Origin of the sequence: Paenibacillus sp. FSL E2-8871, assembly GCF_038000345.1 — a bacterium.
Taxonomy (GTDB): Bacteria; Bacillota; Bacilli; order Paenibacillales; family Paenibacillaceae; genus Paenibacillus_AQ.
Genome location: NZ_JBBOBV010000001.1, coordinates 4,802,248 through 4,822,760, shown reverse-complemented (window position 1 = coordinate 4,822,760; position 20,513 = coordinate 4,802,248). Strand labels below are relative to the sequence as shown.

The 20,513-nt window shown below is 44.3% G+C and carries 19 protein-coding genes and 1 tRNA gene; 2 read left to right on the top strand and 18 right to left on the bottom strand.

Annotation, left to right across the window (positions count from 1 at the left end):
* Window position 1 precedes the first annotated feature (1 nt).
* From tpiA to NYE25_RS21950, 4 genes are all read right to left on the bottom strand, one after another.
* Window positions 2–754 carry a triose-phosphate isomerase gene (gene tpiA, locus NYE25_RS21965; protein ID WP_042123325.1) on the bottom strand — a complete coding sequence of 251 codons (753 nt, stop codon included), beginning with the start codon at window positions 752–754 and terminating at the stop codon, window positions 2–4.
* Window positions 755–781: 27 nt separating this feature from the next.
* Complete coding sequence (locus NYE25_RS21960; protein ID WP_042184036.1) at window positions 782–1,963, bottom strand: phosphoglycerate kinase; 1,182 nt, start codon at window positions 1,961–1,963, stop codon at window positions 782–784.
* A gap of 116 nt (window positions 1,964–2,079) precedes the next feature.
* Window positions 2,080–3,090, bottom strand: a complete 1,011-nt coding sequence (gene gap / locus NYE25_RS21955) for a type I glyceraldehyde-3-phosphate dehydrogenase (RefSeq protein ID WP_036687120.1) — start codon at window positions 3,088–3,090, stop codon at window positions 2,080–2,082.
* A 102-nt stretch (window positions 3,091–3,192) separates the two neighbouring features.
* Window positions 3,193–4,245: a sugar-binding transcriptional regulator gene (locus NYE25_RS21950; RefSeq protein WP_042123320.1), complete on the bottom strand. Its 1,053-nt coding sequence runs from the start codon at window positions 4,243–4,245 to the stop codon at window positions 3,193–3,195.
* Between the two features lie 335 nt (window positions 4,246–4,580).
* On the opposite strand from NYE25_RS21950, the gene NYE25_RS21945 reads away from it, so the two are divergent.
* A tRNA-Arg gene (locus NYE25_RS21945) sits at window positions 4,581–4,655 on the top strand.
* Window positions 4,656–4,848: 193 nt separating this feature from the next.
* On the top strand, window positions 4,849–5,445 hold the full coding sequence (gene clpP / locus NYE25_RS21940; RefSeq protein ID WP_060626469.1) for an ATP-dependent Clp endopeptidase proteolytic subunit ClpP: 597 nt from the start codon (window positions 4,849–4,851) through the stop codon (window positions 5,443–5,445).
* Window positions 5,446–5,540: 95 nt separating this feature from the next.
* Here the strand turns inward: clpP and NYE25_RS21935 are convergent, their stop codons facing one another.
* The 14 genes from NYE25_RS21935 to uxaC form a co-directional block, all read right to left on the bottom strand.
* Window positions 5,541–6,179 carry a GDSL-type esterase/lipase family protein gene (locus NYE25_RS21935; RefSeq protein WP_341146815.1) on the bottom strand — a complete coding sequence of 213 codons (639 nt, stop codon included), beginning with the start codon at window positions 6,177–6,179 and terminating at the stop codon, window positions 5,541–5,543.
* A 109-nt stretch (window positions 6,180–6,288) separates the two neighbouring features.
* Window positions 6,289–7,389 (bottom strand): PdaC/SigV domain-containing protein, encoded by a 1,101-nt coding sequence (locus NYE25_RS21930; protein ID WP_341146814.1) that lies wholly within the window; start codon window positions 7,387–7,389, stop codon window positions 6,289–6,291.
* Between the two features lie 126 nt (window positions 7,390–7,515).
* On the bottom strand, window positions 7,516–8,271 hold the full coding sequence (locus NYE25_RS21925) for an SIMPL domain-containing protein (RefSeq protein ID WP_042184030.1): 756 nt from the start codon (window positions 8,269–8,271) through the stop codon (window positions 7,516–7,518).
* 148 nt (window positions 8,272–8,419) lie between these two features.
* Complete coding sequence (locus tag NYE25_RS21920) at window positions 8,420–8,689, bottom strand: HPr family phosphocarrier protein (RefSeq protein WP_036687106.1); 270 nt, start codon at window positions 8,687–8,689, stop codon at window positions 8,420–8,422.
* 97 nt (window positions 8,690–8,786) lie between these two features.
* Window positions 8,787–9,716 carry a DNA-binding protein WhiA gene (gene whiA / locus NYE25_RS21915; RefSeq protein WP_042123310.1) on the bottom strand — a complete coding sequence of 310 codons (930 nt, stop codon included), beginning with the start codon at window positions 9,714–9,716 and terminating at the stop codon, window positions 8,787–8,789.
* A 144-nt stretch (window positions 9,717–9,860) separates the two neighbouring features.
* On the bottom strand, window positions 9,861–10,808 hold the full coding sequence (locus NYE25_RS21910) for a gluconeogenesis factor YvcK family protein (RefSeq protein ID WP_179085868.1): 948 nt from the start codon (window positions 10,806–10,808) through the stop codon (window positions 9,861–9,863).
* A gap of 57 nt (window positions 10,809–10,865) precedes the next feature.
* Window positions 10,866–11,765: an RNase adapter RapZ gene (gene rapZ, locus NYE25_RS21905; RefSeq protein WP_042123306.1), complete on the bottom strand. Its 900-nt coding sequence runs from the start codon at window positions 11,763–11,765 to the stop codon at window positions 10,866–10,868.
* A gap of 45 nt (window positions 11,766–11,810) precedes the next feature.
* A complete protein-coding gene (locus tag NYE25_RS21900; RefSeq protein WP_042184026.1) occupies window positions 11,811–12,761 on the bottom strand; it encodes an ROK family glucokinase in 951 nt (316 codons plus the stop codon).
* A gap of 209 nt (window positions 12,762–12,970) precedes the next feature.
* Window positions 12,971–14,233, bottom strand: coding sequence for a DUF438 domain-containing protein (locus NYE25_RS21895; RefSeq protein ID WP_341059063.1), 1,263 nt, complete (start codon window positions 14,231–14,233; stop codon window positions 12,971–12,973).
* Window positions 14,234–14,273: 40 nt separating this feature from the next.
* Entirely contained in the window at window positions 14,274–14,501 is a 228-nt protein-coding gene (locus NYE25_RS21890) for a DUF1858 domain-containing protein (RefSeq protein ID WP_076299971.1), read from the bottom strand.
* A gap of 202 nt (window positions 14,502–14,703) precedes the next feature.
* A complete protein-coding gene (locus tag NYE25_RS21885) occupies window positions 14,704–16,194 on the bottom strand; it encodes a UxaA family hydrolase (RefSeq protein ID WP_341147764.1) in 1,491 nt (496 codons plus the stop codon).
* Between the two features lie 34 nt (window positions 16,195–16,228).
* Complete coding sequence (locus NYE25_RS21880) at window positions 16,229–17,698, bottom strand: tagaturonate reductase (protein ID WP_341146813.1); 1,470 nt, start codon at window positions 17,696–17,698, stop codon at window positions 16,229–16,231.
* A gap of 161 nt (window positions 17,699–17,859) precedes the next feature.
* On the bottom strand, window positions 17,860–18,858 hold the full coding sequence (locus NYE25_RS21875) for a LacI family DNA-binding transcriptional regulator (protein ID WP_042184018.1): 999 nt from the start codon (window positions 18,856–18,858) through the stop codon (window positions 17,860–17,862).
* A gap of 57 nt (window positions 18,859–18,915) precedes the next feature.
* On the bottom strand, window positions 18,916–20,343 hold the full coding sequence (gene uxaC, locus NYE25_RS21870) for a glucuronate isomerase (protein WP_341146812.1): 1,428 nt from the start codon (window positions 20,341–20,343) through the stop codon (window positions 18,916–18,918).
* Window positions 20,344–20,513 lie beyond the last annotated feature (170 nt).

The following is a 20,513-nucleotide window of genomic DNA, read 5'->3' as shown; positions in this document are numbered from 1 at the left end:
CTTACTTCGCCCCCTCAACCAATTGAACGAAGGAAGCAGGCTGCAAGCTGGCACCGCCAACAAGCGCACCATCGATGTCGCTTTGGCCCATGTACTCAGTTACATTCTCAGGCTTCACGCTGCCGCCGTATTGAATACGAACAGCTTCAGCTGTTGCAACATCATACAAATCTTTTACAAGACTGCGGATGTAAGCAATAACTTCGTTAGCATCTTGGGAAGTGGAAGATTTACCTGTGCCAATAGCCCAGATAGGTTCGTATGCAATGACAACTTTTGCTGCTTGCTCGGCACTAAGTCCTTGGAATGCAGCTTCAGTTTGTACTTTACATACTGCTTTAGTTTGATCAGCTTCACGCTCTTCGAGCTTTTCGCCAACACATACGATTGGAGTGATACCGTGACGGAATGCAGCATGCATTTTCTTATTCACGATTTCATCTGTTTCGCCAAAATAAGCACGACGCTCTGAGTGACCAATGATTACATAGTCTACGCCAAGATCGCTAAGCATTACACCACTGATTTCTCCTGTGTAAGCACCGTTATCTTCAAAGTGCAGGTTCTGTGCGCCAATCTTGATGTCTGTACCTTTTGCAGCTGCTACAAGTGCAGGCAGGTTAGTAAATGGGGCGCAGATAACAGTCTCAACGCCTTCTACTTCTGCTTTGCCTTTGATGTCAGCAATAAAGCTTTCTGCTTCAGGAACTGTTTTGAACATCTTCCAGTTACCCGCAATAATTGGTGTTCTCATGAATTTAATTGCCTCCTTCTATACGTCTTACTTGTCGTTCAGTGCTTCTACGCCAGGAAGCGCCTTGCCTTCCATGAACTCAAGGGATGCACCGCCACCAGTGGAGATGTGATCCATTTGGTCAGCCAGGTGGAATTTTTCTGCTGCTGCTGCGGAATCTCCGCCGCCAATAACAGTGTAACCTTCAGTTGTTGCACAAGCTTTTGCTACTGCAAGTGTACCTTCAGCGAATTTATCGATTTCGAATACGCCCATAGGTCCATTCCAGACAACCAGCTTGGAGTTCTTGATAATATCGGCATAAAGTTCACGAGTCTTAGGTCCGATATCAAGTCCTTCCCAACCTTCTGGGATTTCATTGTAATTAACGATCTTAGTGTTAGCATCAGCACCGAATTTATCAGCAACAACAACATCAACAGGAAGCATGAAGTTTTTGCCAAGTGCTTTAGCTTTTTCGATGAATCCAAGAGCAACGTCAAGTTTGTCGTTGTCTACAAGTGACTTACCGATTTCAAAGCCTTGTGCTTTAGTGAATGTATAAGACAATCCACCGCCGATCAGGACGTTATCAGCCAAAGACAACAAGTTATCAATAACATCAATCTTGTCTTTAACTTTCGAACCGCCGATGATCGCAGTGAAAGGACGTTCTGGGTTAGTAAGAGCTTTACCAAGAACGGTCAATTCTTTCTCCATCAAAAGACCGGATACAGCTGGTAGGAAATGAGCGATACCTTCTGTCGATGCATGTGCACGGTGAGCCGCGCCAAACGCATCATTGACGAACAAATCAGCCAGTTCAGCGAATTGTTTAGCCAATTCAGGATCGTTCTTTTCTTCACCTGGGTAGAAACGAACATTCTCAAGTACAAGTACGTCGCCTTCGCCTAGCTCAGCAATTTTTGCTTTGACAGCTTCGCCAACAGCTTCGTCAGCTTTAGCTACTGGTTTGCCGAGAAGCTCGGACAGACGTTCAGCAGCAGTAGTCAAACGCATGGAATCTACGAATTGACCTTTAGGACGACCCATGTGACTCGCAAGAATGATCTTTGCACCGTTCTCAATCAAATATTTAATGGTTGGAAGGGTTTCGCGAATACGAGTATCATCAGTAATCTTACCGTCTTCTACAGGTACGTTGAAATCCACGCGTACAAATACGCGTTTACCCTTTACTTCTACATCACGGACGCTCTTTTTGTTCATGATTAATTCCTCCACACCCAAAGTTGTTTCTAGCAGGAAACAAGAAATACATTTAGAAAGAGCGGAAACAAGGAACTTCTGTTTCCGCTCTATAGATGTTACTTATATCAAGTCAATTACTTAGCGATTTTAGCGAATTTCTCCAAAGTACGAACCAATTGTGCAGTGTAGGACATTTCATTGTCATACCAAGCAACAGTCTTAACGAGTTGTTTGTCGCCAACAGTCAATACTTTAGTTTGTGTAGCATCGAACAGGGATCCGAAAGTCATACCTTTGATATCGGAAGATACGATTTCATCTTCAGTGTAACCATAAGTGTCTGGATCGGAAGCTGCTTTCATTGCTGCGTTGATTTCTTCAACAGTAACGCTCTTATCAAGAACAGTTACAAGCTCAGTCAGGGAACCAGTTGCAACTGGAACACGTTGAGCCGCACCATCCAATTTACCTTTAAGTTCTGGAATAACAAGACCGATTGCTTTAGCAGCACCAGTAGTGTTAGGAATGATGTTTTCAGCTGCTGCACGAGCGCGTCTGAAGTCACCTTTAGCGTGTGGAGCATCCAAAGTGTTTTGGTCACCAGTGTAAGCGTGAATTGTAGTCATCAAGCCTTCAACGATACCGAACTTGTCGTTCAATACTTTTGCCATTGGAGCTAGGCAGTTCGTTGTGCAAGATGCGCCGGAAATAACAGTCTCAGTACCATCAAGAATGTCATCGTTAACGTTGTAAACGACAGTTTTCATGTCGCCAGTAGCTGGAGCGGAGATAACTACTTTCTTAGCTCCACCTTTCAAGTGTTTTTCAGCAGCTTCTTTAGTTGTGAAGAAACCTGTGCACTCAAGTACGATATCAACGCCTAGGTCGCCCCATGGCAATTCTTCAGGGTTGCGGTTAGCAAGAACCTTAACTTCTTTGCCATTGACTTTGAAGAAGCCATCATGCACTTCAACATCACCTTGGAATTTACCTTGAGTTGTATCATATTTAAGCAAATGAGCAAGCATCTTAGCGTCAGTCAAGTCGTTGATTGCTACCACTTCGATACCTTCTACATTTTGAATACGGCGGAAAGCAAGGCGTCCAATACGTCCAAATCCGTTAATTCCAACTTTTACACTCATTGAATAGTTCCTCCTAGAATTCGTTTTATTTATTCAAAACAGACCGTGAAGCCTGTCATGACAACAATGTTAAGTATGATGCAAGATATATGTTCTAGTGAGTTACGAGGATATCTGTAACTGATTATCAATTTCCTTGCCGATTTCCACAGCAGCAGCCTCGTCGGTGACGAGTATATTCTCCTGCCCGAAACGCAGCATGGCATGAATGGCTTTGGCCTTTGGTTTGCCTCCAGCAATACCGATGACTGTCTCCGTCCGAACAATATCTTCTAGACGTAGTCCCATCGTAAGCATCGTATGGACAACCTGACCATCTTCGTTAAAGTAATACCCAAAGGATTCAGCCACGGCTCCCTCACCCTGGATTTCTGAGACAGTTGCCTCATCCAGCTTGCGGCGACGAGTCATTTCAATGGCATCCCCAATCCCATGTACAATAATACGCGAACTGCGGATGATTTGTACAATCTCTCCAATATTAGAGTCAAGTGCTAGTGACTGGTAGGCATCCCCACTAAGTAAATCAGGTACATGCAGCAACCGGTAATTCGCTCCTACCCGTTTTGCCATTGTTGAAGCAATCGTATTGGCTTGAATCTCCATACTCTCTCCTAATCCACCACGCGCCGGAACAAACCAAGCGTTCTTATAGGAAAGGGATAACGGCGGTGTCAGTTGATCAGCCATGTCGGCAAGCGTTGATCCACCTGTGACAGCAACTATATCATCTGTACGAAGTACACTGAGCAGCGCTTTTGCACCCGCTCGGCCAAGCTCACGTTTGGTGAACGGCGATGACTCACAATCACCCGGCACCACAATAACTTTATCCAGACCGTACGTTGCCCGAATTTTCTCTTCCAGCTCATCCAGACCAAACAGGCTCTTAACGACCGGCTCTAGCAAATCAAGCAGTCTACGTCCAGCAGCGCTAATGCGCATGCCAACGCTCTCGATCTCAATGAGCCCTTGCGATTTCAGAAGATCCGTCTCGGCACGCAGTACCCGCTCAGTCATATCAAGCGAAGCGGCAAGCGTTCTGCGCCCAATTATATCGGACAGCATGATCTGATGAAGAATCGTGTACCGTCTCTTAAGGGTTTCCATGAGATCAGGCAGAAGCTGCTTTTGGATATCTAATAAATTACGCATACTTTCACTCCTGCAACTTCGTCTTCCTCTATTCCCTTGTTCATGGTCTCAAAATGTCCCGGGTAAACTTTTTAAGTCCCACTCATATTCTAACCAAATATTGCTCGAAGTGCAAGTCTTCCGAGAGTAGAATTCTCAAGCGCTTGTCTTCTTATACATTTATAAGATTGGGAAAGAGGTTCAGCTCCAAAAAACCTGTCATTAACAATCCGGATTCTTTCGCTGATTGAAACACAATGTCCGCTTGTCCACCTTGAAGACTAGGGATAGAGCCTGTGTACAGTAATATTAATTCATTGCAATTGCACAGAAATTGTATTATAATCATTTTTGTTGCGCCCGTGGTCCAATGGATATGACGTAGGCCTCCGAAGCCTGAGATCCAAGTTCGATTCTTGGCGGGCGCGCCATTAATTTCACTTTTGTACATAATTTAGTAGTGCCTATACTACTACTTAACCAAAGAGCCGCGTGTCGGCTCTTTTTTTTGAATATAAGTTTGACTTTCTTTGACTTTTTGTTTGAATTTGTTTATCATGTGGGTAATACGGCAAGAGTAAAAATGAATACATTTGAAGAACCAATATCAAGGAGGTTTTCCACGTGAGTTATATTCCTATGGTAGTAGAACAGAGCAACCGCGGTGAGCGCGCTTATGACATCTATTCCCGCCTGCTGAAGGACCGCATCATTTTCCTTGGAACGGAGGTTAATGACGTGGTAGCCAATTCTATCATCGCACAAATGCTGTTCTTGGCTGCCGAAGATCCGGAGAAGGACATTCACCTTTACGTGAATAGCCCCGGCGGTTCCATTACTGCAGGTATGGCTATTTTTGATACAATGCAGTACATTAAACCGGACGTTTCCACCATCTGTGTGGGTATGGCAGCTTCTATGGGAGCTTTCCTACTTAACGCTGGCGCTAAAGGCAAACGCTTCGCACTGCCTAACAGTGAGATCATGATTCACCAACCTCTGGGTGGTGCTCAAGGTCAAGCAACGGATATCGAAATCCGTGCCCGCCGTATCCTCAAATTGCGTGATAAGTTGAATCGTATTCTTGCAGAACGTACGGGTCAACCGCTAGAACGTATTGAGAAGGATACAGATCGTGATTACTTCATGACTGCTGCAGATGCGGCAACTTACGGTATCGTTGATAAAGTCATCGAGAAAACACTGCCTAGCGGTGTGTAAGCTATAAAACAACACAAAGAGGCTGTGCCCTATCCACTTGATGGTTAGCGCACAGCCTCTTTACTTTTCAGACCACCACTTCATACGAATCTCAATTAAATCAAACCGCCATATCCAAGCGCATCGAGTTTCTCAGCAATCACACGGTAGCCTCGGCCATTCGGATGTAAGTGGTCAATCGATAATAGCCCTCTCTCATTTCCTGCAAACTCACTATAGATAGAAGCAAACCCACATACTCGGCTACTGTACTGTGAGGCATAGCGGTTAAACTGCCGCACCCACTCTGTAGCACCCACTACCTGAGGATAAGGATTATACAGTCCCACAATCCGAATGATAAAAGGTCTACGCGTTCCCGTCTTCAATTGGAAGAGGATACTCATAATTGCAGCAAAATTTTGTTTGCATTCTTGCAATGATCTTCGCAGCTCTTTAGATAAATTTTCAGGTTGTCTAGCTGCAGCCTTCGCAGCATGGATTAAATCGTTGCCACCGATGGATAGAGTGATGATGTCGGCTGCTCGAATGGCTTCGCGAGTCATTGCACTCCCCCGTAGCCGCTGTTCCAGTTCAGAAGTAGTCAATCCATTCACGCCCAAATTCGTAGAGGCTACATTAGAACGCAGTCTCCCTTCCGCCATTCTACGGTACACCGGTACAAAACCGTTACCTGGCAGAGCGCCAAATCCAGTCGTCAAGGAATCGCCAATTGCAGTGTATTCATAGCTCATAGCTCTCCCCCGTTCATAAACTAGTTACTCCATTTAGCATATGAATTCGAGGTGATTCTGGTAAGGGGGAGATGTCCAGTGGTGACACTAGCGGTTACAACTTCTCTATTTATTTTACAGCAGCAAATGGGCTACCGCCTTCCGGCAACAGTTCTTTGAAAGTAAAGGGATATTCCGGGAATCCCGCAGCATAAGCTGTGTATTCATACAATTGGAAGAACAGCACGACCTGATCATCCTTCAGATAAAAATACTTTTCCGTATTCAATCCGTTGAACCCTCCCAAATAACTTTCCTCCGCTTTTACTAGCTTGTTCAACTTAGCATTCAACTCTTTTTTGTAGTTTGGGTTAGCTCCGAACAGGTCGCCCAACAGCAGACGTTTGCCATCCTTGAGCGAAAAGGTAAACGCCTCCCGATTGGTCATACCATGAGCGCCGCCCGTATCGCTATACTGTGACATCACTAAGCTGATCACACCATTCTGATTGTAGGTCACCACATAATCTATATCATAGGTATACTTAGGCTCTGACCCGGATCGATTCGAGATATCCTTCTCTGCGCCTGCAGCGAATTTCATGGCACTTTCTTTTAAAATATCATTCATGGCCTGCTGTGCATTGGAATTGCTTAATCCACTAAACTTCGGATAATCAAGCTGGATCAAAGCCTCTTTTCGATCCTTAGCATAGATCTCCGTGGTTACTATCAACGCATTCTGTGATCTATTCACCACATTCAACCTACTAGAGCCCCGACTCCAATCCACTTTATAGCCCAAATAATCATTTAACAGACCTGATGGAACATAGAGCCGGTTGTTTATTAGCTTTCCTTCATACTCTCGAATGTAATAATTGTTCACCCAAATTGAAGTACCATAGCTAGATAACAGCAACTTGGCCTTAGACGTTCCCTTTCCGATCGTGTATGCATTTTCTTTTTTATCATATGTTAGAGGTAATTGCAGCACATCACGCATAAAGGTAATCGGAATCCAGACCTTCCCTTCCTGCAAAATACCTGTCTGCTGAGAAATTAACCCGTTCGCCTTTAAAAAAATACTTGCAGCAATAGCCTTGCTCTTCGTCTGATCAGACGCTGCATAACCCTTATCACTAGGCAGTAATCCTCCACCAAGCAATAATCCCGCCGACATCAAACCTATGCCCCATTTGCGTACTGTTTCTTTTGAAATATTCATCATCTTGTTTTCCCACTCCTTTCCAGTTTATTAAACCTAATCTTGGGGAATTTACACAAAAAAAGAGGCGCCCCCCACTATTACTAGTGGAAGATCACCTCTCCTCTCTGCAATCATCTTGTTCTGCTACTATTTCAATTCATACATTACGCTCAGCTGTGTTGTAACTTTAACTACTCCCGGTTGAACGGATGTGCTTGCACCAGCATCTGCTGCAGCCATTTCCATTTTTAGATTTTGTTCAAAATAAACCGGAGTGACATTGCCATCATTTTGGCTGACCGTGATTACTTGACCCAAGCTACGTTTAGCTGCCTTAGCAATAGCACCTGCTTTAACATCTGCGTTCGCCATCGCCTTTTCAATCACCTGAGCTTCAAAGGCAGAAGTATCTTCCACGGAAAAACGTGCATTTCCGATATTATTTGCCCCCGCCGCAGATGCAGCGTCTAGCAATTCACCAACCTTGGTCAGATCTCTATAGGACACTAACAGTGTATGATTCGCGTTGTATCCTTTCACTTGCTGTCCTTCTTTTTCACTATAACTGTAGTTGGGTTGCACATAGAACTGGGTACTTTGAATATCCTTATCTGCGATTTTCCAAGTCCCCTTCAGTAGTGTAGTGATCTTTTGGATTTTAGCAGCATTTGTCTTTTGCGCTTCTTGCGCAGTTGTAGCCGTAGTATCCACACCGATGGACAAGTATACAATATCCGGCTTGATGGACAATTCACCTTTACCTACTACACTAACGACATTTTTCTGCACTTCATCTGCGTAAGCCTTTGCAGGGCCTTGGAAGACACCACTCATGCTAATCCCTCCAATTAACAAACTCCCTACAATCAACACTGAACCAATCTTCTTTACCAAACCTTTCATATTGCCAGCCCCTTTCATCCTTTGTGATTTGTTATTATCCTCTAGACGAGTCTTTTTGGTAAATGTTGCACAACTAAATCTATTTTTTGGTATAAAAAAAAGCCCCCATGGGCTTTTTAGTCATGCGATAGAAAGTCATTTCAAAAGATTATTGGTTCTCAAGCTCTTCTTTGCTAACGAGACTCGTCAAAGCGTTTACAGCTTGATCCGCGTCTGCACCATCCGCGCTGATATAGATCTCCGTGCCGGAACTGATCGCTAGGCTCATAATACCCATAATACTTTTGGCGTTTACTTTTTTATCGTCTTTTTCCACGAAAATCTCCGACGAAAACTTGTTAGCTTCTTGCACAAACAATGCTGCCGGTCGAGCGTGTAGCCCTGTCTTCAACCGAACAACTACCGGGTGCTTTGTCATGAAACGCTTACCCCCTAATTGAGTTCTCCCCAAAAATTTCACATTAATTTTATATTATTATATCATTATAACGTAAACCACACTAGAAAAAAAGTGACTAGCCGCCTCGAACCTTGTCCGCCAGTTCATCAATCTTACGAAGACGATGATTTACTCCGGACTTACTAACCGTACCTTTCAGCATTTCACCAACCTCTTTAAGGTTGATATCTGGATGTGCCATTCGAATTTCTGCAACTTCCCGCAGTTTATCCGGTAGGCTCTCCAGCCCCACTTCTCGCTGCAGCAGTTTGATATTCTCAATCTGCCGCACCGCGGCACTTATCGTTTTATTGAGATTCGCGGTCTCGCAGTTCACGATCCGATTCACGGAATTACGCATATCACGCATAATTCTTACATCCTCAAATTTGAACAACGCTTGATGCGCCCCGATCAGACTTAAGAATTCGATAATCTTCTCGCCTTCTTTAATGTATAGAATGAACCCTTTTTTACGTTCAATGCAGCGTGCGTTTAGGTGAAATTCACCAGCCAGATCGACCAGCGCCTTACAATGCTCCTCATACATCGAGGAAATCTCCAAATGGTAAGAGGAACCCTCCGGATTATTAACGGATCCGCCCGCCAAAAAGGCACCCCGCAAATAAGCACGCTTACAGCAGTTATTCCCAACAATCTCTTTATCAATACCGTCGGTAAAAATAAATCCTTCGGACACAATTCTGAGATCATTTAAGATTTCCTGTACGCGACTAGGGATTCTAACGATATAAACGTTATTTTTCTTCAAACGCATTTTTTTACGCACGAGTAGCTCAATATGGACCTGGTAATATTTCTTAAGTAAAGAATATACCCGCCTTGCAATCGCGGCGTTCTCCGTCGAAATGTCGAGAATCACCTTTTTGCTTGAAAGCTGCACAGATCCATTCATACGGATAAGCGCTGACATTTCCGCCTTCTCACAACAGGGCTCACTCTCCACCATCGTCAGCTCTTTTTTGGTAAGGGCCGCAAAAGACAAGGGTCTCACCTCTTTCTGAAAATAAGTACGTCATTCATATATACAAGCATAAACGCCTTCGGCGTCCTTTTGAGGACGGTAAGCGTTTAAGCGAGAAATATAAGAAAGTATAGGTGTAAAACTTATACTTTCTTATATTTTAAGTTATACCCTAGGGTTTCTGTTTATCCAATCTTGCACAAGCTGATAGATATGATGACTAAGCTTATCGGTATCATGCCTTAAATAAGTTCGGAATAACACTAGCTTATCCGCTATAACTTTATATGCACTGCCTTCTAGTACATCCTTATCGAGCTGTACCGGACGCGCACCCTTCTCAGCGTACTTCGACTGCACCTGCTCAGGAATTTCACCGTCATTCACAATAATATAATCAAATAAATGAATCCCAATATGATCATAAACGGCTTGTAGATGGTCATTTACAGTATAATTATCCGTTTCACCAGGCTGAGTCATTACATTGCAGACAAAAATTTTGATTGCATCAGAAGATACAACTGCTTCTGCTAGCTTCGGAACAAGTAGGTTCGGAAGAATGCTCGTATATAGACTCCCTGGACCCAAAAGAATTGCATCAGCATTTCGAATCGCTTCAAGTGCTTCAGGCAACGGTTCCACATCAGCAGGCTCCAAAGAAACCCGTTTAATGATCCCGCCTGCTTCCGGTATCTTAGATTCACCCGTGATAATCGTGCCGTCCGACATTTCTGCACGCAATACTACGGCATCCCCCGCAGCGGGTAATACCCGTCCGCGAACAGCAAATAATCGGCTAAGCTCACGAACAGCTGTGACAAAATCGCCAGATATATCTGTAAGCGCAGCAAGAATTAAATTGCCAAGACTATGACCCGCCAAGCCTTCGCCCGTGTTGAAACGATATCTCATAATATCCGCCATGAGCGGCTCTACATCAGCCATAGCTGTTAATACGTTACGGATGTCCCCAGGAGGCGGCATTTGCAGTTCACTGCGCAAAATACCCGAGCTTCCTCCATCATCTGCTACGGTAACTATAGCTGTAATATCAAGCGGCTTTTCTTTTAAGCCGCGAAGCATGACAGATAGCCCCGTGCCACCGCCCATAACGACGATACGTGGACGCTGTCTTTGTTCTTCAGCCACTATGGACCCCTTCTCTCATTAGTGCCGATCACGCTCGGAATCCCGATGACTAACGGCTACGGATTCCGTTTCGCTGACGCCCAGCATTTTGCCCAAATATTCAGAAATGGCTACTGAACGGTGTTTCCCGCCTGTACAGCCAATGCCGATAATAATCTGGGATTTACCTTCCCTACGATATTGCGGAATTAAGAAATGAAGCATATCGAGCAGTTTGGTCAGGAACACCTGTGTTTCAGGCCACTTCATTACATAGTCATATACATCGCTGTCCTGACCTGTTTTTGGCCGCAGGTGATCCACATAATGTGGGTTAGGCAAAAAGCGAACATCGAAGACGAGGTCTGCATCAATAGGAATACCATACTTAAATCCGAACGATGTAATGTTGACGGAGAGTGTACTTTTTCCTAAATGCGAGAACCGAGAAACGATCTTCTCCTTGAGCTGCACTGGTTTCATACTGCTAGTATCCAGACATAATGTAGCTGAATTCTTTAATTCCTCAAGCATTTTACGTTCCAGCTTGATACCATCAAGCGGAAGTCCCTTAGGCGCTAGAGGATGATGACGCCGGCTTTCCTTGTAACGCTGCACAAGCACCGAATCCGTAGCATCCAAGAACAAGATTTCACAGCCAATGGTTGACTCATCTTTGATATAGGCTAGAGACTCGGACAAAGCAGTGAAGAACTCCCTACCGCGCAGGTCAATCACAAGCGCTACCTTGGCGATCTTACCCTTCGACTGCTCAATCAGTTCTGCAAACTTAGGGATCAGCACCGGCGGCAAATTATCGACACAGAAGAACCCTAGGTCTTCCAGACTCTGCACAGCAATTGTCTTACCCGCACCTGACATTCCGGTAATAATGATCAGGGTGGCTCCAGCCGTTGGAGTATTGTCCAATTCGGTCATTAAAGCGTCCCCTCCCTAAATTAGTATATGAATACTCCCTATCTTTTAAGAACGAAGCAGAAGACCTGCTGCACCCACAATACCTGCATCATTACCAAGCTCTGCAGGAATAATCGAAACACCAGTCTGAAGCGGAGCCGGTGCGAGCTTAGCAAACACACGACGAACTTCATCAAATAGAATATCTCCAGCCTTAGACACACCACCACCAATGATGAAGACCTCAGGGTTAAGCACGGCTGCAACAGAAGCCATAGATTTACCCAGGTAGTATGCTGCACGGTTTACTATGCGAATCGCTACTTCATCGCCAGCCTTAGCCGCATCAAAGACTTCCTTCGCAGCAATCTTCTCTACCATTGAGAGGGAAGTACGATCACCACGAGCTACTGCATCGTTAGCCATACGAATAATTCCTGTAGCGGAGGAAACGGTTTCCAGACATCCCATATTACCGCAACCACATTGAATGGCTTCCAAATCCGGCACTACAGTGATATGGCCAAGCTCACCTGCTAGACCTGCAAAACCTTGATAAATCTTTCCGTTGATAATGATTCCGCCACCAACACCTGTTCCTAGCGTATAGCAGACACAATTTTCAATCCCGCGTCCTGCACCACTCCAGGCTTCACCCAGTGCAGCCACGTTCGCATCATTGTCTATTTTGACAGGCTTGTTCCAGCGATCTTCCAAAATGGAGCGAATCGGCACATCTTTAAATCCTATGTTGGGCGCAAGGATAATGATTCCTTCACGAATATTTGTGAACCCTGCTACGCCCGCGCCTACACCTGCAAGCTGATCCCAAGAGTACGGGGAATCCTCCACAATTTGGCGTACATACTTCTCGATATTATCGATAACAGTATCGACACCTTCTGCAGTTCCTGTGGGTCCCTCATAAGTATGCAGTAGCGTTCCCTCAGCATTGCAGATTCCAACCTTAATTGCAGTTCCACCCAAATCCACGCCAACGTAGATATTCTCAGACATGTAACAAGCCACCTTTTTTTATACTAAAATAGTTAATCCTAAGTACCAACTATAATAGAAGCCCCCTCTGTGGTCAAGGAAAGACAACACACCCGGGAATTCCTTATTTTAATACTATACTCTATTATATTCTAAAAAGACCCCCTTACGACTAAGTAAGAGAGTCTTCTGAATATATTATTATCTGGAAAATAACCTAAATCACCCATTTATTCTGACAAAATACGCTTTTGCCCCTCCAGTGCACGGATAGGTGCGATATTCTGTGTAAACTCCAGCGTACCCATATACCGACCAGTCTCGTCGCGGACAGCGAAATAACGGATATAGATAAATTTATCCTTGATGTTGATCCAGAAGTCCTCAGCATCCTTACGACCTGCCTTAAAATCTTCCAGAAGCTTCTCCACCACATGAACACTTTGAGGCGGATGACAGTTCTGGACCGTGCGGCCGATAACTGCCTTAGTTCGGGCAAAGATACGTTCCTTCCCGTGTGAAAAATATCGAACAACATCATTCTCATCAATGAATGTCAGATCTACTGGCAGGTGATTGAGTACTGTTTCGAGCTGATGCAGTGACAATAGCCCTGTCTCAAAACGGATAAACCCTTCTTGCGGAGCGGCTCCCACTGCTTCACCCTGCAATGCTGCACCTTCCGGCTCTGCGGCACGTTCGGGTATCCACTCCTGCTCCGGCGCCGTTAGGCAGAATCCAATCTCATCGCTCTCCCGAGCGATTTTCACCCATTCGTCTTCCGTCAATTTATCCAGCGACATAGGCAATAAAATATTTTCTTCCTTAAAAATCATTTCATTAACTTCCTTGATGATCTCCGTAAGTTGAACACCAATATCTGCTGCATTTCCGCTGTAGCTGCTGAGCGCTGCTTTTGCATCTTTAATCATACGACGGATATGATCATCCACGCCCCACATTACCTTGGTTGGTCCATAAATGCCGTATTTTTCAAGGTAAGGGAACAACAGATTTTCTTTTCGACTATAGTGTTTATCTAGATCCAGCAGTAAGCTAAGATCCTCCAGCAGCTTAAAGATCAGCTCCTCGCTGTCATTCTTCTGGAATTTGGTAGCATGCAAATCTAAACGGAAGTTCACAAGTCTTTCAATCTCACGGTTTTCTAGCTTGAAGGTGTGGACTGGGTGGCCGGGTTGTTCTTCAGGCTTTGAGGAGCGGTGAATTTGCTCAATAGAGCCTTTGAATATTGCTGTATGCACCGAACAAAGCCGCTGTACCTCGGATACCGGAATTCCCTCTTCAGTCATTAACGAATGCTCCATTGCTGAGATTTCCGCAACAGTTACATCACCTACAGCTTCCTCGAAGCGTGCCTTAACCTCTTCAACGCTTTTGCCTGCATGCAGTTCTTTAATAATCTCCTTGAGCATGGCTTGGCGACGAGTTTGCTCCGGTACATCAACCTCGCGGTTATTTATCAGTTCACTCATTATTGATCTCTCCTTAATGAAATTTTGATGATAGATTCCTTTATTTCATAATCTCGAAGCCATGTCGTTCAAATGCTAACTTCACGGTATCGAGATCCATTTTCTTCAGCTTGATTCCTTTGGATAAGGTCATGAAACGGCCAGCGGTCTGCAGCATACCTGGCTTAGCAATGTCCTTAAAGCCCAGCTCTACCATAATCTCAACGACCTCTGGATGCCGGGATACCATCTCGAAGATAGACTCATCCATTCGCAGCATTTTTTCCATTGGACTTTTCTCCTTTATATGAGAACTATTCTCAACAACAGATTAGCACAGGCCGTATAAGGCAATAGTGATTGCAATCACTAAATTAGAAGAAAGCAATGACCGTTCTTTTAAAGATGGATTATGTATAATGTGAAATTAAAAAAACTGCCCCCTACGCTAAATAGCATAAGGGACAGTCTAATTCGTAATAAATTATTTATTATAGCGTTACTCCTGTTTTGAATATGGATATCTCGCGGAAGTTATTCTTCTCGTTATTTACCCATTCCCCACTAGCCACGCTGATAATGTAGTTAATGAAGTCACGCAGAACCTCATCTGGAGAACCATCTTCAACCAACACACCCGCATTAAAATCGATCCAGTGACGTTTGCCTTCATACAATGGGGTATTGGTAGACACCTTCATTGTTGGCACGAATGTACCAAAAGGTGTCCCCCGTCCGGTCGTAAAGATCACCAATTGGCAGCCAGCAGCAGCCAGAGCCGACGAAGCCACTAGGTCATTGCCCGGCGCGTTAAGAAGATTTAAGCCTTTGTTAGTGATAAGCTCTCCATACTTGAGTACATCCATTACTGTAGAATTACCGGATTTTTGAGTGCAACCCAGCGATTTATCCTCAAGCGTAGTAATCCCTCCGGCTTTATTGCCTGGTGAAGGGTTTTCATATACCGGCTGTTTATAGTCCATGAAATACTGCTTAAAGTCATTGATGAGATCAACAATTTTGTGGAAAATAGCTTCGTCTGCAGCACGTTCCATCAGAATCTTTTCGGCGCCAAACATTTCAGGTACTTCAGTGAGTACAGTTGTGCCGCCTTGGGCAGCCATATAGTCAGACAGACGTCCAAGAAGCGGATTCGCTGTAATCCCGGACAGGCCATCCGAGCCTCCACACTTCAGACCAATCTTCAGCTCAGAGAGTGAGACTTCTTCCCGATGATCGCCCTGTACGTTATTGTAGAGTTCCTTCAGCAGCTTTACGCCTTCTTCAATCTCGTTTCCAACCTCTTGGGAGACAAGAAAACGCACTCGATCCTCATCGTAACTACCCAGCATGTCTTTAAAAATATGCAAATTGTTATTCTCACAACCTAGTCCGAGCACAAGTACGGCGCCTGCATTTGGATGCTTAACCGCGTTAGCAAGTATTGTACGAGTATTGTCATGATCATCACCCAGCTGGGAGCAACCATAGTTATGCTTCAGTACGAGCACGTTATCGAACGGCGCAATATCCCCAACCTCTGCCTTAAAAATATTGATGATCTGCTCCGCCACTCCATTCACACAACCAACCGTAGGGACGATCCACAGCTCATTACGAATACCTACAGATCCGTCAAAGCGACGATACCCCTTAAAGGTCAAATTCTCTACTTTAAAAGGATTGGGGGTCAGCTTCTGCTCAAAAGTATATTCCTCAACCCCTGTTAGGTTTGTCTTCGTATTATGGGTATGCACCCACTGGCCCGGCACGATAGGCGCTTTAGCATGACCGATGGGATAACCATACTTCAATACATTCTCGCCTTCGCTAATGCTGGTTAGTGCAATTTTATGACCTCTAGCAATAGCTTCCGTAATTTTAATCTCTTTTGAACCAATCACAATGGTGTCGCCTGCTTGATAGTCTTTAAGTGCAACTGCCACGTTATCAGCCTCGTTGATCTGCAGTACCTCTTTCATAGTCTTAATCATGTCGTTATCCACCTCCTGTGTATTAGTTGTGTGAAGGTCTCTTCACGTACGCTTGCAGCGCTTGCTTCATACCTGTTCTCTCAATCGCAATGAGCCCTTCTGTCACCTTGTTAGTAAGACCAGCCACTTCATTCAGGTCACAGCCCCAGCGATTTGTCGCTGCTAATACCTCGACAGCCAGTGCCCGTAACCCAGTGTCTGTGCCATCCCATCCTCCCCACAAGGAGGCGAACCATTCCAAAATATCCGCATCATCCGCCAGCTGAATCTCTTCTTCCCCTCTACGTCCTTTATAGAAGGCAATTAATGCACTCATTGAGAAAACAAGCTTCTCGGGCAATTGTCCTTTGGACTCTACATATTGCAGTAAAGAAGGCAGATCTCTTGTCTTAAATTTCGAGATAGAATTAAGGGAGATGCTCATCAAGTAATGCTGCACATAAGGGTTCAGGAACCTTTCCAATACCGCGTCTGCAAAAGAATTCAATTCCTCTGCCGGCAGATCCAGCGTTGGAAGAATCTCATCATAGATTAAGGACTTCACGTACGCCCCAACCTCTTCGTGCTCAATGGCTTCAGCAACCGTATCAATACCGTACAAATACGCTACTGGTGTCATAGCTGTATGAGCTCCGTTTAAAATCCTCACTTTACGAGTGCGATAAGGGGCCATATCATCCACCACCAGCACATTAAGACCTGCTAGTTCAGCCGGGAACTCCTTTTTAATCCACTGCGGTCCTTCAATCACCCAAAGATGGAATTGCTCGCCGACAACGACCAGCTTATCCTCATAGCCCAATTCTTCCGTAATCTCAGCGATGGTGTCTCTTGGATATCCAGGAACGATGCGATCTACCAAACTACAGCAGAAGGTGTTGGCTTCATTCATCCAGTTTACAAAGCCCTCTCCCAGATTCCACAGGTCAGCATATTTCAAAATAACCTTCTTAAGCTCATCCCCATTTCGGTCAATCAGCTCGCACGGAATGATGATAAAACCTTTAGAAGCATCACCGTTAAAAAATTCAAAACGCTTATACAATAAGGCCGTCAGTTTACCTGGAAAACTGCTCTGCGGAGCATCGGTTAACTTGTCGCACGCTTCAAAAGCAATTCCCGCCTCAGTGGTGTTGGACACGATAAAGCGCAGCTCTGGATTCTCGGCAAGCTTCATATACTCCTCATGCTGGGCAAAAGGATTAAGCGTTCGTGTAATACAGTTGATGACCTCATGTTCTTTTACCGCTGCTCCATCTTTGATTCCTTGGAGATACAACGTGTATAAACCGTTCTGAGCATTTAGCATTTCTGCAAGTCCGTTACCCAGCGGTTGTACAACCACCACGCCACCATTGAAATCCGTTTTTTGATTCATGGTATGAATCTGCCAATCTACAAAAGCGCGCATGAAATTGCCTTCACCAAATTGCAGAACCTTCTCAGGATATTGCTTGTAAGCTTTCCAACTATCACTATTTAATCTGTTCATATAAACGCCTCCTGATTATTAATGCACACGATAAAATAATTAAATATACTTTATAATTCAATATATTTATTATTATTTTCTTAATTTATGCACACGTAAAAATTTTAATTCAAAATCCTTTACGAGTGAAAGGATCAAGCTGCTATGCGCAGCTTTTGCTTCTACAGTTTCCTAACCGATTCTCTCGCAATAAACTCCGTATCAATCGAGGTTAGCCCGTCATTCTCCAAAGGTTCTTTAATTAAGCTTAGCAGCTTGCGGGCTCCTTGCTCGCTGATCTTCTCAATAGGACGTTTAACTGTGGTAAGCGAAGGATTCGCAAAGAGCGAAAATCCAATATCATCAAAACCAACAATAGAAACATCGTTCGGCACCTGCAGCCCGCGCTCAAACACAGCTTTCATAGCCCCGATCGCCATATCGTCATTGGAACAGAATACTGCCGTCGGCGGTTTTTCCAAATCTAGCAGCTTGCCCATCGCCTCATATCCACTTTGCATATCGTAATTACCATTTCTCATATAATCGTTACGAACAGGGATATTATGGTCAATCAAAGCTTTTATAAAACCGTCTCTGCGTTCCTGCGTGGATTTAAAGCCCTCAACACCTTCAATGATCGCAATGTCTTGATGCCCGGACTCAATCAGGTGTTTGCCTGCATGATAAGCGCCTTCCCGGTCATTCGAGATGATATTAATAATGGAGCGATCATCTATCTGCCGATTCAGCACAACGATTGGAATGCCTTGCTGGACAACATGGTAAATGAATTTATTATCTGCTTCACTCTGGCTCATTAGAATAATTCCATCAAAGCGTTTGCGATGAATAGAGGAATATTCCGCATAATCGTCGATCCCACGGATGAACAGATTATACTCTACATCTATGACACTATTTACACCACGAATCGTATCAGAGAAGAAACCAGACGTGGTGCCGTTGGCGATACTCGTGAAGAACAAGCCAATGGTGTATGACCGCTGCATCACAAGGCTTTTGGCATTGTAATTGGGGACATAACCCACTTGCGCAGCGATCTCGGCAATTTTTTTACGTGTAACTTCTTTAATTAGGGGACTGTTGTTAAGTGCTCTTGATACAGTTGTATGTGAAACATTCGCCAGTTTGGCGATATCCTTGATTGTAGGTGCCATGGGTCAACCTTCCTTATCAAACGGGTTTGGCTCTTCCATGTAAGGATATCATAACGATTACCTAGTCACCAATGCCTGTTTCGAGAAATTGAAATAATGATCAGCGTTATTGTAACAGATATTCTCAATCATACCGCCTAACAGTTCCATATCATCCGGGGCTTCTCCATCCTCTACCCAAGAACCTACAAGATCACATAGAATTCTTCTAAAATACTCATGTCTGGTATATGATAAAAAGCTTCTGGAGTCTGTTAACATTCCGACAAACTGGCTAAGCACACCTAGATTAGCAAGCGTCTTCATCTGTTCCAGCATGCCATCCTTGTTATCGTTGAACCACCATGCCGTCCCGAATTGAATTTTCCCTGGAATTCCGCCGCCTTGGAAGCAGCCCATTAAACCAGCAATGACATGGTTATCATTTGGATTCAGCGAGTACAAAATCGTCTTAGGCAGCGCATTCTCACGATCCAGCGCATCTAACAGACCTGCCAGCGGTTTAGCAATCACGCCATCATTAATCGAATCATAGCCGGTATCAGGGCCGAGTCGTCCGAACATTACGCTGTTATTATTGCGTAGCGCATGGATATGGAATTGCATCGCCCAATCCAGCTCGTTGTACAATTTGCCAAGGAATACTAATGTGAACCCTTTATATTTCTTTTCTTCTCTCTCACTTACAGCGCCTTCACGAAGAGCTTTGTTGAATATAGCCGTAGCTTCCTCCAAGGTAGCAGGCTCAAACATTACTGCATCCAAAGCATGATCGGATACACGGCCCGCTCTGGCATGGAAGAATCTCACTCTGCTCTCCAATGCTTCTAGAAACTGACTATAATTCTCAACATCCATTCCTGAGACTTCGCTTAGCTGAGCTACCCAAGGCTTGAAGGTAGGACGATTAATCTCAAGGGCTTTATCTGGACGAAACCCCGGAACTACGCTGGCATCGAATCCACTCAAGCTGCTGATTTTTTCATGATATTCCAGAGAATCTACTGGGTCATCAGTGGTGCATACAACAGTTACTTTCGATTTAACAATTAGATCTCTTGCTCCATATCCTTCACCTTGCAACTGTCTGTTCACTTCATCCCAAATCTTCGGAGCATTAGCCTCATTTAGCAAATCATATACTCCAAAGAAACGCTGCAACTCAAGATGTGTCCAATGATAGAGCGGATTCCCGATAATCTTAGGAACGGTTCTAGACCATGCCAAGAACTTTTCATAGTCACTAACATCACCAGTAATGAACTTCTCCTCTACACCATTTGCCCGCATCACTCTCCATTTGTAATGGTCGCCATACAGCCAAGCTTCGGTAATATTGTTGAACGTCTTGTTCTCATAGATCTCTTGAGGACTGAGGTGGCAATGATAGTCGATAATAGGCATATCTTTCGCATGATTATGAAACAGCTTAATGGCGGTCTCACTCGACAACAGGAAGTTCTCATCCATGAATTTTTTGCTCATGAGGTTTGCTGCTCTCCTTTATAATCATAATGGGAGTTACGATTAGTTTAACGTGAACATTTTTCAGATTATGATATTTTAACTTATTTATTTCTTTAAATTATAATAATTTGGTTGCTAAATATGTCCGAATTGTTCACGTTAACATTATCTCTTATTGTAAACGTATT

Coding starts and splice junctions, on each gene's coding strand:
- gap (WP_036687120.1), bottom strand. CDS start 3,090: ATGAGTGTAAAAGTTGGAATTAACGGATTTGGACGTATTGGACGCCTT.
- NYE25_RS21950 (WP_042123320.1), bottom strand. CDS start 4,245: ATGCGTAATTTATTAGATATCCAAAAGCAGCTTCTGCCTGATCTCATG.
- uxaC (WP_341146812.1), bottom strand. CDS start 20,343: ATGAGCAAAAAATTCATGGATGAGAACTTCCTGTTGTCGAGTGAGACC.
- NYE25_RS21895 (WP_341059063.1), bottom strand. CDS start 14,233: ATGAGTGAACTGATAAATAACCGCGAGGTTGATGTACCGGAGCAAACT.
- NYE25_RS21935 (WP_341146815.1), bottom strand. CDS start 6,179: ATGAGCTATGAATACACTGCAATTGGCGATTCCTTGACGACTGGATTT.
- NYE25_RS21880 (WP_341146813.1), bottom strand. CDS start 17,698: ATGAACAGATTAAATAGTGATAGTTGGAAAGCTTACAAGCAATATCCT.
- NYE25_RS21900 (WP_042184026.1), bottom strand. CDS start 12,761: ATGTCTGAGAATATCTACGTTGGCGTGGATTTGGGTGGAACTGCAATT.
- NYE25_RS21885 (WP_341147764.1), bottom strand. CDS start 16,194: ATGAAAGAGGTACTGCAGATCAACGAGGCTGATAACGTGGCAGTTGCA.
- NYE25_RS21910 (WP_179085868.1), bottom strand. CDS start 10,808: ATGGGCGGTGGCACGGGGCTATCTGTCATGCTTCGCGGCTTAAAAGAA.
- NYE25_RS21920 (WP_036687106.1), bottom strand. CDS start 8,689: ATGACAAAGCACCCGGTAGTTGTTCGGTTGAAGACAGGGCTACACGCT.
- NYE25_RS21925 (WP_042184030.1), bottom strand. CDS start 8,271: ATGAAAGGTTTGGTAAAGAAGATTGGTTCAGTGTTGATTGTAGGGAGT.
- NYE25_RS21890 (WP_076299971.1), bottom strand. CDS start 14,501: ATGGAAAAAATGCTGCGAATGGATGAGTCTATCTTCGAGATGGTATCC.
- rapZ (WP_042123306.1), bottom strand. CDS start 11,765: ATGACCGAATTGGACAATACTCCAACGGCTGGAGCCACCCTGATCATT.
- tpiA (WP_042123325.1), bottom strand. CDS start 754: ATGAGAACACCAATTATTGCGGGTAACTGGAAGATGTTCAAAACAGTT.
- NYE25_RS21875 (WP_042184018.1), bottom strand. CDS start 18,858: ATGGCACCTACAATCAAGGATATCGCCAAACTGGCGAATGTTTCACAT.
- NYE25_RS21960 (WP_042184036.1), bottom strand. CDS start 1,963: ATGAACAAAAAGAGCGTCCGTGATGTAGAAGTAAAGGGTAAACGCGTA.
- NYE25_RS21930 (WP_341146814.1), bottom strand. CDS start 7,389: ATGATGAATATTTCAAAAGAAACAGTACGCAAATGGGGCATAGGTTTG.